The organism is Paenarthrobacter aromaticivorans (assembly GCF_019038615.1).
GTDB lineage: Bacteria > Actinomycetota > Actinomycetes > Actinomycetales > Micrococcaceae > Arthrobacter > Arthrobacter aromaticivorans.
Genome location: NZ_JAHOPC010000001.1, coordinates 114,556 through 127,243 on the forward strand (window position 1 = coordinate 114,556; position 12,688 = coordinate 127,243).

A 12,688-nucleotide genomic window follows, 5' to 3' on the forward strand; every position below is an offset into this window, starting at 1 on the left:
GACGTCGCTATGCTTCCGGTTCGGCCTCTGCCGCACCTCGAACGGCTGCGATCGAGGCAGCGACGTCACCTGCGTCCGTGGACCAGTTACTCACCGAAATCCGGAGGATTTCGCGTCCGCGCCATGAGGAACCTGACATCCACACAATGCCTTCGGCCATGAGTCTCTGGGTGACGCGGTGAGTGCGGTCATCGCTGCCGAAGGCGACCGACACCTGCGTGAAAACGACGTCGTTCAGAATTTCCACGCCCGGGATACCGGCGAGGCCCTCCGCCAACGCGCGGGCGTTTGCGGCAAGCCTGTCCACCATGGCAATGACTCCGGACCTGCCCAGCTGTCGCAGGGCAGCCCATACGGGGATGCCCCGGGCCCTACGGGACAGTTCCGGAACTTTGTCGAACGGATCACCCAGTCCGGTCTCGGTTGCAATGAGGTAGCTCGTATGGATGCTGAAGGCGCGTCTCAGGGCTTCGGGGCGGGAGACGATGGCCAGGCCACAGTCGTACGGGACGTTCAATGTTTTGTGGGCGTCGGTGGCCCACGAATCGGCCTCCTCTACTCCAGCCAGCCGCCCGCGTAGATGTGGGCTGACCGCCGCCCACAACCCAAATGCGCCATCCACATGCACCCAAGCCTCGCGGTCGTGGGCTACCGCAATGGCTTCGGACATCGGATCGAACGCTCCGGAATGCAGATTGCCCGCCTGCAGGCACACGAGGGAAGGTCCAGGTTGTTCATCCATGGCATCCGCGAGGGCGTCCGGCAGGATCCTGCCTTGATGGTCCGTGTCCACGGGAACGCATGCTCCCAGCCCCAGATACCGCAGGGCGAGGTCCACGGCGGCGTGCCGTTCGCGTCCGGCAAACGTAGTGATCCGCGGCGCCCCGGTCAGGCCCAGGTCCGCGAGGTCCCACCCCGCCTCGTCCATCAGGTATTGACGCCCGGCGGCCAGGCCCGCGAAGTTGGCCGTGGTAGCGCCAGTGGTGAACCCGACGTCGGATCCTCGCGGAAGATCCAATAATTCCAGGAGCCAGGCCGCTGCGGATTCTTCGATCGCGGCGGCAGCTGGAGTCGCAAACCTGAGCCCGGCGTTTTGGTCCCATGCCGAGACAAGCCAATCTGCAGCCATGGCAGCCGGCAGCGTCCCGCCCATCACCCAGCCGTAGAAGCGTCCGGACTGGATGGCCATCAACCCCGGCTCAGCCAATGCGGCGAGCTCATCTACTACGTCAGCCGCATCCGTTGCTTCATCGGGAAGGCTTGAGAGGAGACTCGAGGCGACCTGATCGGCGTCGGACGCTGGACGCACAGAACGGCTGGGCACCGATGCAAGCCAATCCGTAGCGTGCGCCATGGCCCGCTCCAGTGCAGCACCATACGCCTCCGGCAACGCAGACATGCGCACAGCCTACTCCGGCTTCACCGGTCGGAACAGCGGTGGCGAACAAGCTAGAGCGTGAGGGTGATGAGGTGACCGCCGTCGTCGTGTTTCATGGCCGTGACCGTCACGGCCGAGTAGTCCGGGATCCGCCACATACCCGGCTCAAGCTGCCCGCCGGCGTCGCCGACCACCACGGTTCGCATCCCGGCGGCGCGGGCGGCTGCGATACCTGCCGGAGCGTCCTCGAAAACCACGACGTCGGCCGGTTCCGCGCCCAGCAACGCTGCAGCTTTGAGGTAGCCCTCCGGGTGCGGCTTGCCCCGCGTAACACCTTCGGCGGTGACGGCGGTCGATGGCATGGAAAGTCCCGCAGCCTTCATCCGGATGTCGGCAAGGATGCGGTCCGCCGATGTGACGAGCGCGATGGCGTCCTCCGGCAGGGCAGCGAGTAGCGCTTCGGCGCCCGGGAGGGCAATCACGCCGTCGGTTCGCGTGCGTTCCATCTGGCCAAGCTCGGCAGTCAAGGCTTCCAAATCGGCTCCTGCCGGAGCATAACGCCGCACGGTATCGCCCGCTTGCACGCCGTGGGACGTCCGCAGGATCTCGTTGTAATCGAGGCCGTATCGTTCAGCGAACTCCAGCCATACCTGCTCAACGATCGCCGTGGAGTCAACCAGTGTTCCGTCCATGTCGAACAGGACAGCACGGACAGTCAAGGTTGGCGATCGTTCGGCTTGCGCGGAAGGTGAAGTTGGCTCGGCAGGATGGCTCATAGTTCCATCCTGCCGCACCATACAGGGGTGGGAGCGAAGTGTGACTAGCCGTTGGGCCGGTGCGGAATGTACTGCACAGCCCACTTATTGCCGTCGGGGTCCGCAAAATGGACGAAGTGTCCCCAGTCCTGGACATCGATATCGCTGACATCCACACCGTTTTCTTTCAGGTGGTCGTGGGCCTTTTGGATATCGCTGACCACGATTTGAAGCGACGGCGCCGTCCCCGGAGGGGCATCATTGAGGCCCTCCCCGATGGCAATGGAACAAGCCGAACCCGGCGGGGTCAACTGCACAAAGCGGAGGCCGTCCATGGGACGCTCATCGTAATCGGCGTTGAAACCAACTTTGTTGACGTAGAAGTCCTTCGCGCGATCGACGTCGGACACAGGGACAAACACCAGTTCAAGTTTCCAGTCCATGCGCCACAGGCTAACGGGACTCGCCGGAAAGCGGTAGGGGCGTGCGGATTAGCCGGCCACGCCGTAGAGGCGGTCGCCGGCGTCGCCCAATCCCGGAACGATGTACGACCTCTCATTGAGCTTCTCGTCAATCGAAGCGAGGACTACCTTCACGTTGGCGTCCTGCAGTTCCTCCTCCAACTTGGCGAGGCCTTCCGGAGCTGCCAGCAGGCAGATGCAGGTAACGTCCGAGGCGCCGCGCTTGAAGAGGAACTTGATGGCTTCGCGCAGGGTGCCGCCAGTGGCAAGCATGGGATCCAGCACAAAGATCTGGCGTCCGGTGAGGTCCTCGGGGAGGCGCTCGGCGTAGGTGATGATGTCCAGTGTTTCTTCGTCGCGGGCCATTCCCAGGAAACCGACCTCGGCGGTGGGGACCAGTTTGGTCATGCCCTCGAGCATGCCCAGGCCAGCGCGCAGGATGGGGACCACCAAGGGCGTTGGCTTGGTGAACGCCGTGCCGATGGTCTTGGTGACAGGGGTTTCGATCTCGACTGGCTGCGTCTTGACCTCACGGGTGGCTTCGTAGGCCAGGAGGGTGACGAGTTCTTCAGTGAGTTGCCGGAAGACCGGTGAAGGGGTGTTCTTATCCCGCAGAACGGTGAGCTTGTGAGCGACCAGCGGGTGGTCCACGACGAGTGTGCGCATGCGTTCAAAACTATCATTGAGACATGAGCGCCACCGAGCCGTATCACGCAGAACACATGGCTTGGATGGGCCTTGCCTTGGACGAGGCACGGCTGGCGTTGGAAACGGACGACGTACCGATTGGCGCGGTTGTCTTAGGGCCCGACGGCGGCGTGTTGGGTTCAGGTCGCAACGAACGGGAAGCGCACGGGGACCCAACGGCCCACGCAGAGATCGTCGCCATCCGTGAAGCCGCGGCCGCCCTGCAACGCCACGCCCTCGAATTGGGCGAAGGCGGCGATGGATGGCGCCTCGAGGACTGCACCTTGGTGGTAACCCTCGAACCGTGTGCCATGTGCGCCGGGGCAATTGTCCTGGCACGGATTCCCCGCGTCGTGTTTGGCGCGTGGGATGAGAAAGCCGGGGCCGCAGGTTCCGTGTTCGATATCCTCCGCGAGCGCCGGCTCAACCACTGGGTGGAGGTTTACGCAGGCGTGCGTGAGGAAGAATGCGCAACGCTCCTCCGGGACTTCTTCGCTACACACCGCGTACCGGCAGCGGAGCACCGCTCATCCGCCTGAGCTCTATGCAAAGGAGCCAATCATGACAATCGCTTTCAACCACACCATCGTCTATGCCAAGGACAAGCACGCGTCCGCTGCGTTTCTGGCCCGCATCCTTGGGCTTCCCGCTCCACAGCCGATGTGGTCCTTTGTCACTGTTTCCTTGGAGAACGGCGTCACCCTGGATTTCCTTGAGTCTTCGGAAGCCATAGCGCCCCAGCATTATGCCTTCCTGGTCAGCGAGAAGGAGTTCGATGCGATCTTCCTGCGGATCAGCGCCGAACACATCCCCTATTGGGCCGACCCCGCACGCTCCCGTGCGCAACAGATCAATCACAACGACGGCGGGCGCGGGATCTACTTCTGCGACCCGGACGGGCACTTCCTCGAAGCAATCACCCGGCCTTATGGTTCGGGCTAGTTGTCTCCTTGCAGCCCTAGCGCCCGGCAGCAGCATCCAAGGCGTCGATCCGCAACTGGCGCGACGCGGATGAGTCCACATGTCAGCCGAACTCCGCCGGCGGAAGTCAGCCAAGCTCCGAGCAGGCGGCGGGCGCCGTCGTCGTCGATACGGCTGCGGCGAAGGCCCCACCTGGTGTAGGCGTAACGCAGCTGGTGACGGCCCTATTCTGCACCCTCGCCGCTGCCGAGGGCTTTCAGGACCGTTGCTGCTGTGGTGTCCCACCCGGGAAGGTTGGACCGCGCCTGGAGCGCCGCAGTTCGCCACCTGTGTTGAAGCTCTTGGTCGGTGAGCCATCTCCGGAAAGCGCTGGCAAGGGTGTTGGGCTGTGTGAGGTCAAGCGCCGTCCCCGCTCCTGTGTTCCCGAGTGCTTCCACGGCACCGGTCCCCTGCCGGACAACAACCGGGACGCCATGGGCCAAGGACTCCGTCACTACCAGCCCGAACGACTCGGACTTCGAGATGAGGATGCTGAGATCGGCCGAGCGCCACTGATCCTCCAACGGTTTGCCGGTTAACTCCCCAGTCATCATGATGCGGTTTTGGAGTTTGTAACGTTCGACGGCGGCCCTCACTTCTGCCGCGTACGCGGGGTCAGGTTGGTCTGCTCCGATCAGGGCCGCCGTCCATGGCAGGTCTTTTAGGGTAGCGAGCGCTCCCACCAGTTCCGTTTGGCTCTTGTTGGGGAGCAGGGCGGCGAGGGCGATGATGTGCGGTGGTTCCGAGCCCTTTGCTGTTTCAGCCGCTTCAACTCCGGGCTGGGCAACCACGATGTTTTCGAGGCCATGCCTTTTTTCCAATGCGGCAGCAGCATGCTCGCTTGGGCAGATAACACCTGAGGCTGCGGCCAGGGCCCTGGCTTCAAGGTCCGCGTGATCGGCCAGCGCCATGTGGGAAAGAATCCACACCCGGGTTCCTGCCCTTACCGCGCCCGCCACTTCATCCGGGGCCCCACTCGCGACCAAACCGTCGGCAATCACTGTGGTGCCACCGTCGAGCATTTCGGCAAACCGTTGCCGGTCCGCCGCGCTCCCAACCGGCCAGCCGCCGTCGACGATGACTGTCTCTATCCCGACGCCCAAGGCTGTCAGGTGCTCGGCGAGCTTGGCGTTGTACTTGTTCCCGCCGGAGCCGTGCCGGACGTTTCCCGGCACCAGGAAGCGGATGTGCACTTACTTAACCGGGAGCTCCAGTGAATATCCTGCCCACGCATCCGGATTCTCGCGAAGGACGACGTCGATACCGTTGAGGGCTGCTCCATCCGGGGTGTCCGCGATGCGTGCGGCAACTGCGTCGGCGATGTGCTTGGCCAACGCCTCCGTGGTGGACAACTTGCCCTTGAAGGCTGGGTGGTCGTCGAGGTTCTTGTAGTTCAGGTCTTCAAGAACCTCCTCAAGAATGCCGCCTGCAGCACCGATATCCAGGACGATGGCGTCCTCGTTGAGGTCCGGGCGGCGGAAGGTCACCTCGGCGACGAACGTGGCACCGTGGAGGCCCTGCGCGGGGCCGAAGGCTTCCCGGGGAAGGCTGTGGGCAATCATGAAATGGCGTCGGACGGTCAGGCTGAACATGTCTTATTCCTCCGGCTTTGGATAGGCGACCACGTGGCAAAAGCCGCCCGGCTTTTCAAACAACTTAACGAGGCTGGTGGGCAGATTCTGAAATTGGCACTCGCTGCTGAGGAATGTGTCGAAGACCGGATCCTTCAGGGTTGCTGCCGCGAGTTGGAGGCGCTGGGCGTTGGTTCTTCTGTGCCTCCTGGGCAACGCCACGGCCCCCACTTGGCTGGAGCGGATGGTGAGCCTGCGCGCGTGGAAATCCTCGCCCAGCGGCAGGGTGACTTCCTTGTCAGCGAACCACGAAAGCTCGATCACGTCGGAATCGTCGCCGGCAAGTTGGAGGCTCAGTTTGAGTCCCTCGTTGGATGCGGAGCAGTGGAAGACGATGTCGCAATCGTTCTCTGCTTCGTCCGGGAGTGCGAAGTTGATGTTGAGCTTTTCGGCGAGATTTCTCTTCTCCGCGTCTGCATCCACGAGTTGCAGGCGGCCCAGCGGATACTTCCGGAGGATGGTCGCCAGGACGCCGCCCACCAAGCCACCACCGACGACGGCGACGCGGTCTCCCAGCCTCGGCCCGGCTTCCCACAGGGCATTGATTGCTACCTCCACGATGCCCGTGAGCACGGCACGGCGGGCAGGCACGTCCTCCGGTATGGCTGTGAGCTGGTTCGTCGGGACCACATAGAAATCCTGATGCGGGTGGAGGCTGAAGACTGTCTTGCCGATCCAGGTGTCCGGGCCTTGTTCCACGACGCCGACAGACAGGTAGCCGTATTTGACCGGCCCGGGAAAGTCGCCCTCTTGGTGCGGCGCGTGCATTCGTTCGGCCACCCTTGCTGGCACCCGCCCTTCATGGACTACGCGCTCCGTGCCGCGGCTGACGCCTGAATACAGGGTCCGGACGAGGGCTTCTTGGGGGCCGGGTGTTGGTATGGCCTCCGGGCGCAACTCACCGTGGCCCGACCCAGTGACCCAATAGGCCTGGGCCTCGTGTGCTTGTTCGCGCGAGATAGTCATGATGCTTATGAATCTATCGCTGGGCGGGTGCGGGCGGAAGTTGAGTCCACTTCTCGGCGTTTCCCCGGTGGTTGGCTGGGGGCTCGCTTGCGGGCCGTTTTGGGGAACAGGCCCCAACTCCGGTACCCTATTTCAGTTGGTGACGTGTCCGAGCGGCCGAAGGTGCAACACTCGAAATGTTGTTTGGTGTAAAAGCCAACGTGGGTTCAAATCCCACCGTCACCGCCACGTGAGAAGGCCCTGCTTCCCTTTGTTTATGAGGGAGGCGGGGCCTTTTGCTTTGCCCGGAGGCATGCCAGCCGTCTGTGACGAACTCCGCGCGGCTCCTTTAAGGCAGCTGCAACAGGAGCGGATTGACCGGCTTGAACCGCAGCAATCGGATGGTTTGCGCGAAGATGGCGATGCGGAAAATCAAGCTGAGGACGTTGGGCACCTCCCCTGTGGTGGTTACGACTGTCGTTTGAAACGCACGGAAGCTTCTTCTTGTTCGCTCATTAGGCCTTCTGGTCGACCTAAATCCCTTTCTAATCCCGCAGTCAGAGGCGTTTTCCAAGGTGAAACGAGTGCCCGGTGGCGGACGGTGAGCGGTGGAATGGTGATCATGGATTGGATGCAATGATCACCATTCAGCTTGATGGAACGTCCATTATCGGCGCTTAAACCACCGGACGTTCATTAGGTGGGAGAGCTCCCTATCCCTTCTCATTACGGATGTCAGGTTTCGCTCTCCAACCTGTCAGATGACGGATTTGGGCCATTATCGTCAAGCTGTCAACTGGCACACTTGCCCTGCCTTGCCTGGCGGAGGTCTTCGCCAGGCGCGTTCAGGCACATTACTGATTTACGGAACTGACCACAAGATTCCGCGAGATTTTCTGATCCAATCTGTCATTTCCCACGTTCGGTGGACGCCGTTTTCTGACGGGTTCCTCACTGCTCCTTCGGATGGGGAGGCTGTGGCCTTACGCGTGCTATGGAGCGCTATATCGTTTTTGAGGTTCTGCCGCATAGCAGCCAGTTGTGCTTTAGTGAAGCCATGGCTGCTCTCATTGAGGACTATGCGCTGCTGTCGGATCTGCAAACCGGTCCTCTGATCTCGAGGGATGGGAGCGTTGACTGGCTGTGCTTCCCGCGATTCGACTCGCCGGCGTTGTTCAGTTCCCTGCTTGGAGTCGAGAGTCATGGCCGCTGGCTACTGGCTCCCCGCCATCCCGAAGCAGCTGTGGTGAAGCGGCAGTATGTCGATTCAACATTTGTGTTGGAAACAGTCTGGAAGACGCCCACGGGGCTGGCCCAGGTCACGGACTTCATGCCGGTGGGGCATACGGGATCGTCCATCCTGCGCCGGGTAACGGGGATGGAGGGACGGGTTGGGATGCAGCAGGAACTCATCATCCGTCCGCGGTATGGCACGGTGGTGCCTTGGTCCAGACGAATCCAGGACGGTGCAGCTCCCGGTGAAATGGTGCTTCTGGCCATGGCTGGCCCGGATGCCGTTGCGCTGCGTGCACCGCACCTGCCTGAGGCTCACGCGCATGGGCACTCCGGTGAATTCGATGTAGCGGAGGGGGAGGTTGCTGACTTTGAGCTGACATGGTTTCCTTCGCACAGGCCTGTTCCCTCTGCGGTAGATGTCGACGCCGCACTTGAACAGTCCATCGATTACTGGACACGTTGGGGGCGCCATTGTCGTTCCGAGGGGCCCTACGGGGCCGCGGTGAAGCGTTCTTTGCTTGTGCTGAGGGCGCTGACAAATTATGAGACCGGTGGCATCGTTGCTGCGCCCACCACTTCGTTGCCCGAGGAGTTCGGAGGGCCTCGGAACTGGGACTACCGCTTCTGCTGGTTGCGTGACGCCGCACTAACGCTGGAGTCCATGCTTACCCACGGCTACGAATCCGAAGCCCTCCAGTGGCGCAATTGGCTACTTCGATCTCTCGCTGGCGAGCCCGAAGATTTGCAGATCATGTATGGCATCGGCGGCGAACGAGACCTGCCGGAGCGCACCTTGGACCATCTGCCCGGTTACCTGGACTCACGGCCGGTGCGCATTGGTAACGCTGCGGTGGCTCAATTCCAGGCAGACGTCGTAGGTGAGGTGTTGGTCGCATTGGAGAGACTCCGGCTGGCGGGCGGCAAGGAAGACCAGTTCTCCTGGGCATTGCAGCAGATTCTGCTCGGCTTCGTTGAGAAGCACATCGAGGAAAAAGACTTTGGCCTGTGGGAAATGCGGGGTGACCCCCAGTTCTTTACACATTCACGCGTGATGATGTGGGCGGCCTTTGACTGTGGGATACGTGCAGTCCGGAACCATGGCCTGGACGGACCTTTCGAGCACTGGGAACAGCTTCGCGAAAGGCTACGGGCTGAGATTCTGCGTGAAGGGTTCAACTCGGATCTTCATTCGTTCACGCAGACCTACGGCGGAGGGCAGACGGACGCGGCGTTGCTCGTGATTCCCCAAGTGGGCTTTCTTCCCTACGACGATGACCGCATGCGGGAAACCGTTAAGCGGCTGGAGGAGGAACTCGTTACCGATGACGGCTTGTTGTTGCGGTACCGCACCGAGACAGGTGTGGATGGGCTTGATCCGGGGGAACACCCTTTCCTTGCGTGTTCTTTTTGGTTGGTTGAGCAGTACGCGCGCACGGGCCGCAAGCTCGAAGCGAAGAACCTTATGGACAAACTGGTGGGTTACTCCAATGAACTCGGCCTACTGAGCGAGGAGTACGCCCCCAAGGAAGAGCGAATGGCCGGCAACTTCCCGCAGGCCTTCTCGCATCTGGCGCTGGTCCGGGCCGCCGATGCCATGCATGGGGTGGACCTTCTGAGCCTAGCGGCCGAGGCTGTGAGCTGAATTATGCAATTGAGCGGAAATCGACGACCCCGTATTAAACGCCCCTTAGCGTTGCATTCCGGCAGGCCGGTAGGGTTCCTGGCCCGGAAGGCACGTGCCTGGACTTGGCTGTCAGCGCCCCGGTTTGGGCGGACGTTGAGCCGCGAGACCTGCTAATTGACGCCTTCCATCTGATTCAGAACGTCCATCCGCTCCCGAGAGCAGTTGATGCTCTCAGCTTGTATCGCGTTCTTGTCCTGGCTCGGAGTGAGCCGCGATTCATTCGTGGGCCCCGTCTGAACCAGGGAATCTCCGATAGGAGCTAAGGCAGCGGGCGATAATTGGGTAAGGATTTGCTAAAGCAAGAGCCTCGGAGGGAGAAGGCTGGTCGCAGGCACCAAGCCATGGTCTTCATCAGCCATGCACGTGATACTCGAGGGTCGGGCTGCAGGCAAAAAAGCTGGGCTGAGTCACCGGGGCAAAGGGCACAATGAGCCATCGATTGCCATAAAACTCGACGTAACTGTCCGCCGGGCATTTTGCAAAGGCTTCTTCGCGTGTCATTGTCATGCTCCCTTCAAACCCGTCCACCGACCGCGGTTCCCACAGCTCGAGTGCGGGCGGCACTGGAGGTTCTCTAGTCAGAAGTGTAGCAGAAATTTCTATATAATAGTGCCTATTTGAAAAAAAATTCTATTCCAACCGGGATGCCATTTTAGGTCCTCGCTTATGCCGAGCCGTCGGTGCGTGGAGGAGGTCTGCTAAGAAGGTGGCTAAAGCTGTTCTGGAGAAGGGCATCCGTGGCCGCTGCCCAAGATTCTCAACAGGTTCAGGTCGGCTCCAACCACCCTTGCAAGACCCGCCTAATCCCATTTTCACGAATATCCGAGCAAGCCAGTCCAGAAACTAGCCCACCTTTGCTTTGTGCTCGACGCCGGCGCATGGCCGAGGTTAAGCCGCCCAGCCATGGGTCCCCAACGGCTACCATGGGGGGGTGTTTCGTGAACGTTCACAGCTGCAGGGGACCCTCCACTCGGCGGCATGGAGAGGCGGGCCCGCGGACTCTTTCGGGGGCGCCGCTTTCCCTCGTGGCTGCTTTATCTGGTCACAAGCCGTTCGCAGCGCTGCAGCACTCGCGCGAATCGCCGCTCGAACGAAGTCATGTCCGCATTTTCACGCTCTCATGCAGCGCGGGTAGGGTGTCGACCAGCGGGGCTAATTCAGGTAGTCGCTGTGCTTCAGCGAGGACGCGTTCCAGGGTTGCATCGTGGGCGGGGCGGGTTGCCTCCAGCAGCGTGATGCCGTCAGGGGTGAGCTCAGTGTAGATACCCCGGCGGTCATCAGCGCACAGAATACGCGTCAGAAGACCGCGGTCCTCCAGACGGTTCACCAAACGAGTAGTGGCGCTGGCGCTTAATGCCGTGGCCCGCGCCAGCTGTTGCATCCGCATGTGCCACCCGTCCTGCCGACTCAAAGCCTCCAGGACGGTGTATTCCACCACAGAAAGCTGGGCCCCGGCTTGCAGGGCGCGTTCTAGCTCGACCTCGATCAGACCATACAGGGCCGCCAACGTCCGCCATCCTTGCGCTCGGATCTCGACGCTGTCATCCATGATGGCCATTTGATACTTCCCTCGAGTCCTGTGCTCCGCAACCGCGGAACGAGTGAATAATTAGTTGCTTGCGCGCTATATTTGCGTGTGCAACAATATATACAGCGCCTGCAACTACAAGCGTACGCGCACTAAGCCCTTCCGTATAGATCCTAAAGGAGTATTCCAATGCCTATTGGCCTGATAGCCCTAGCCCTCGGTGGGTTCGGGATCGGACTCACCGAGTTCGTCATCATGGGCTTGCTTCCCGAAGTGGCCACAGACTTTCGGGTCAGCGAGGCGACGGCGGGTTGGCTGATTTCTGGTTATGCCTTGGCCGTCGTCCTTGGAGCATTGCTCCTCACTGCTGCGGTGACTCGCTTTGAACGCAAACCGGTCCTGGCCGTGCTGATGGTTTTGTTCATCGCAGGTAACGTCCTCTCGGCTCTCGCCCCGGACTACTGGACCATGATGATCGGCCGGATCATCGCAGCCCTATCGCACGGAGCCTTCTTCGGCGTAGGGGCCGTGGTAGCCGCCAATATGGTCGCTCCCACCAAGAAAGCCGGAGCCATCGCCATCATGTTCACCGGGCTAACAGCAGCAAATGTGCTGGGGGTTCCGTTCGGCACCATGCTGGGACAAGCTACGGGCTGGCGGTCTACTTTTTGGGCGATTACGGGTATCGGCGTACTCGCGCTGGCTGGCATCCTAGCCCTCGTACCTAGCACGGGTTCGGGCGACGCCGCCCCGGGCGGACTCCGGAGCGAGCTGCGTGCTTTCCGCTCCGGACAGGTCTGGCTCTCCATCCTCGTCACCATCCTCGGCTACGGCGGCATGTTCGGCGCCTTCACCTACATCGCCTTCACCCTCACAGAGGTCACCGGATTCTCCTCCTCCACCGTGCCGTGGCTGCTGATTCTCTTCGGCGTGGGCCTTTTCATCGGGAACACAGTAGGCGGCAAGGCGGCCGACAAGAACGTGGACCGAACCCTCATCGTCGTGCTTTCCGCACTGGTGGCCGTGCTCGTGGTATTCGCACTGACCTCAGGCAACCAGCCGATGACCATCGCCTCCATGGTGTTGCTGGGCGGCTTCGGTTTCGCCACCGTCCCCGGACTGCAGATGCGGGTCATGAAGTACGCCAATAACGCCCCCACGCTAGCCTCTGGCGCCAACATCGGCGCCTTCAACGTCGGCAACGCCCTCGGAGCGTGGCTCGGCGGAGTAACCATCACAGCCGGTCTCGGCTATACCTCCCCTATCTGGGCCGGAGCAGGAACCACCGTGCTGGGCTTGGTCGTCATGGCCTTCGCTGCAGCCGACGCTAAGCGCAGCCAGATAGTTGCCACCGATAGCGATACCCGCGCCGTCGCCAATGCATCGCTGTAGTAAGGAGAAATCAGATTCCAGATCGAACGGT

General features: G+C 61.5%; 12 protein-coding genes and 1 tRNA gene. 5 read left to right on the forward strand and 8 right to left on the reverse strand.

From position 1 onward, the window contains the following. Nucleotides 1-7: 7 nt before the first annotated feature. The 4 genes from KSW38_RS00520 to upp are packed head-to-tail and all read right to left on the reverse strand — an operon-like array spanning nucleotide 8 to nucleotide 3,260. On the reverse strand, nucleotides 8-1,399 hold the full coding sequence (locus KSW38_RS00520; RefSeq protein WP_216921417.1) for a pyridoxal phosphate-dependent decarboxylase family protein: 1,392 nt from the start codon (nucleotides 1,397-1,399) through the stop codon (nucleotides 8-10). Nucleotides 1,400-1,449: 50 nt separating this feature from the next. Further along, the gene (locus tag KSW38_RS00525; RefSeq protein WP_216921420.1) at nucleotides 1,450-2,154 is read right to left on the reverse strand and encodes an HAD-IA family hydrolase; all 705 of its coding nucleotides are present in this window, start codon (nucleotides 2,152-2,154) and stop codon (nucleotides 1,450-1,452) included. Nucleotides 2,155-2,198: 44 nt separating this feature from the next. Next, nucleotides 2,199-2,576, reverse strand: coding sequence for a VOC family protein (locus KSW38_RS00530; RefSeq protein WP_216921423.1), 378 nt, complete (start codon nucleotides 2,574-2,576; stop codon nucleotides 2,199-2,201). 48 nt (nucleotides 2,577-2,624) lie between these two features. Further along, nucleotides 2,625-3,260: a uracil phosphoribosyltransferase gene (gene upp / locus KSW38_RS00535; RefSeq protein ID WP_216921426.1), complete on the reverse strand. Its 636-nt coding sequence runs from the start codon at nucleotides 3,258-3,260 to the stop codon at nucleotides 2,625-2,627. Nucleotides 3,261-3,283: 23 nt separating this feature from the next. Here upp and KSW38_RS00540 point away from each other — a divergent pair, with 23 nt between their 5' ends. Beyond that, on the forward strand, nucleotides 3,284-3,820 hold the full coding sequence (locus tag KSW38_RS00540) for a nucleoside deaminase (protein WP_216921429.1): 537 nt from the start codon (nucleotides 3,284-3,286) through the stop codon (nucleotides 3,818-3,820). Between the two features lie 22 nt (nucleotides 3,821-3,842). Next, the gene (locus KSW38_RS00545) at nucleotides 3,843-4,223 is read left to right on the forward strand and encodes a VOC family protein (RefSeq protein ID WP_216921432.1); all 381 of its coding nucleotides are present in this window, start codon (nucleotides 3,843-3,845) and stop codon (nucleotides 4,221-4,223) included. A 203-nt stretch (nucleotides 4,224-4,426) separates the two neighbouring features. On the opposite strand, the gene KSW38_RS00550 is transcribed toward KSW38_RS00545, so the two are convergent. Genes KSW38_RS00550 through KSW38_RS00560 form a run of 3 tightly spaced genes read right to left on the reverse strand, consistent with a single transcriptional unit; the run spans nucleotide 4,427 to nucleotide 6,838 of the window. Next, nucleotides 4,427-5,434: a glycosyltransferase family 4 protein gene (locus tag KSW38_RS00550; RefSeq protein ID WP_308169247.1), complete on the reverse strand. Its 1,008-nt coding sequence runs from the start codon at nucleotides 5,432-5,434 to the stop codon at nucleotides 4,427-4,429. Beyond that, a complete protein-coding gene (locus tag KSW38_RS00555) occupies nucleotides 5,435-5,833 on the reverse strand; it encodes a 6-pyruvoyl trahydropterin synthase family protein (protein ID WP_216921434.1) in 399 nt (132 codons plus the stop codon). A gap of 3 nt (nucleotides 5,834-5,836) precedes the next feature. After that, a complete protein-coding gene (locus tag KSW38_RS00560; RefSeq protein ID WP_216921438.1) occupies nucleotides 5,837-6,838 on the reverse strand; it encodes a zinc-dependent alcohol dehydrogenase in 1,002 nt (333 codons plus the stop codon). A 138-nt stretch (nucleotides 6,839-6,976) separates the two neighbouring features. On the opposite strand from KSW38_RS00560, the gene KSW38_RS00565 reads away from it, so the two are divergent. Next, nucleotides 6,977-7,066 (forward strand) — tRNA-Ser (locus KSW38_RS00565). Nucleotides 7,067-7,874: 808 nt separating this feature from the next. Then, a complete protein-coding gene (locus KSW38_RS00570; protein ID WP_216921441.1) occupies nucleotides 7,875-9,695 on the forward strand; it encodes a glycoside hydrolase family 15 protein in 1,821 nt (606 codons plus the stop codon). Between the two features lie 1,138 nt (nucleotides 9,696-10,833). Here the strand turns inward: KSW38_RS00570 and KSW38_RS00575 are convergent. Continuing rightward, entirely contained in the window at nucleotides 10,834-11,295 is a 462-nt protein-coding gene (locus tag KSW38_RS00575; RefSeq protein ID WP_216921443.1) for a MarR family winged helix-turn-helix transcriptional regulator, read from the reverse strand. 159 nt (nucleotides 11,296-11,454) lie between these two features. Here KSW38_RS00575 and KSW38_RS00580 point away from each other — a divergent pair, with 159 nt between their 5' ends. After that, on the forward strand, nucleotides 11,455-12,657 hold the full coding sequence (locus KSW38_RS00580) for an MFS transporter (RefSeq protein ID WP_216921445.1): 1,203 nt from the start codon (nucleotides 11,455-11,457) through the stop codon (nucleotides 12,655-12,657). Nucleotides 12,658-12,688: the final 31 nt, after the last annotated feature.

Excerpts from the sequence above, each read along its gene's own strand:
- KSW38_RS00555 (WP_216921434.1), bottom strand. The coding sequence starts at position 5,833 with ATGTTCAGCCTGACCGTCCGACGCCATTTCATGATTGCCCACAGCCTT.
- KSW38_RS00540 (WP_216921429.1), top strand. The coding sequence starts at position 3,284 with ATGAGCGCCACCGAGCCGTATCACGCAGAACACATGGCTTGGATGGGC.
- KSW38_RS00520 (WP_216921417.1), bottom strand. The coding sequence starts at position 1,399 with ATGTCTGCGTTGCCGGAGGCGTATGGTGCTGCACTGGAGCGGGCCATG.
- upp (WP_216921426.1), bottom strand. The coding sequence starts at position 3,260 with ATGCGCACACTCGTCGTGGACCACCCGCTGGTCGCTCACAAGCTCACC.
- KSW38_RS00580 (WP_216921445.1), top strand. The coding sequence starts at position 11,455 with ATGCCTATTGGCCTGATAGCCCTAGCCCTCGGTGGGTTCGGGATCGGA.
- KSW38_RS00575 (WP_216921443.1), bottom strand. The coding sequence starts at position 11,295 with ATGGCCATCATGGATGACAGCGTCGAGATCCGAGCGCAAGGATGGCGG.
- KSW38_RS00545 (WP_216921432.1), top strand. The coding sequence starts at position 3,843 with ATGACAATCGCTTTCAACCACACCATCGTCTATGCCAAGGACAAGCAC.
- KSW38_RS00525 (WP_216921420.1), bottom strand. The coding sequence starts at position 2,154 with ATGAGCCATCCTGCCGAGCCAACTTCACCTTCCGCGCAAGCCGAACGA.
- KSW38_RS00570 (WP_216921441.1), top strand. The coding sequence starts at position 7,875 with ATGGCTGCTCTCATTGAGGACTATGCGCTGCTGTCGGATCTGCAAACC.
- KSW38_RS00530 (WP_216921423.1), bottom strand. The coding sequence starts at position 2,576 with ATGGACTGGAAACTTGAACTGGTGTTTGTCCCTGTGTCCGACGTCGAT.
- KSW38_RS00560 (WP_216921438.1), bottom strand. The coding sequence starts at position 6,838 with ATGACTATCTCGCGCGAACAAGCACACGAGGCCCAGGCCTATTGGGTC.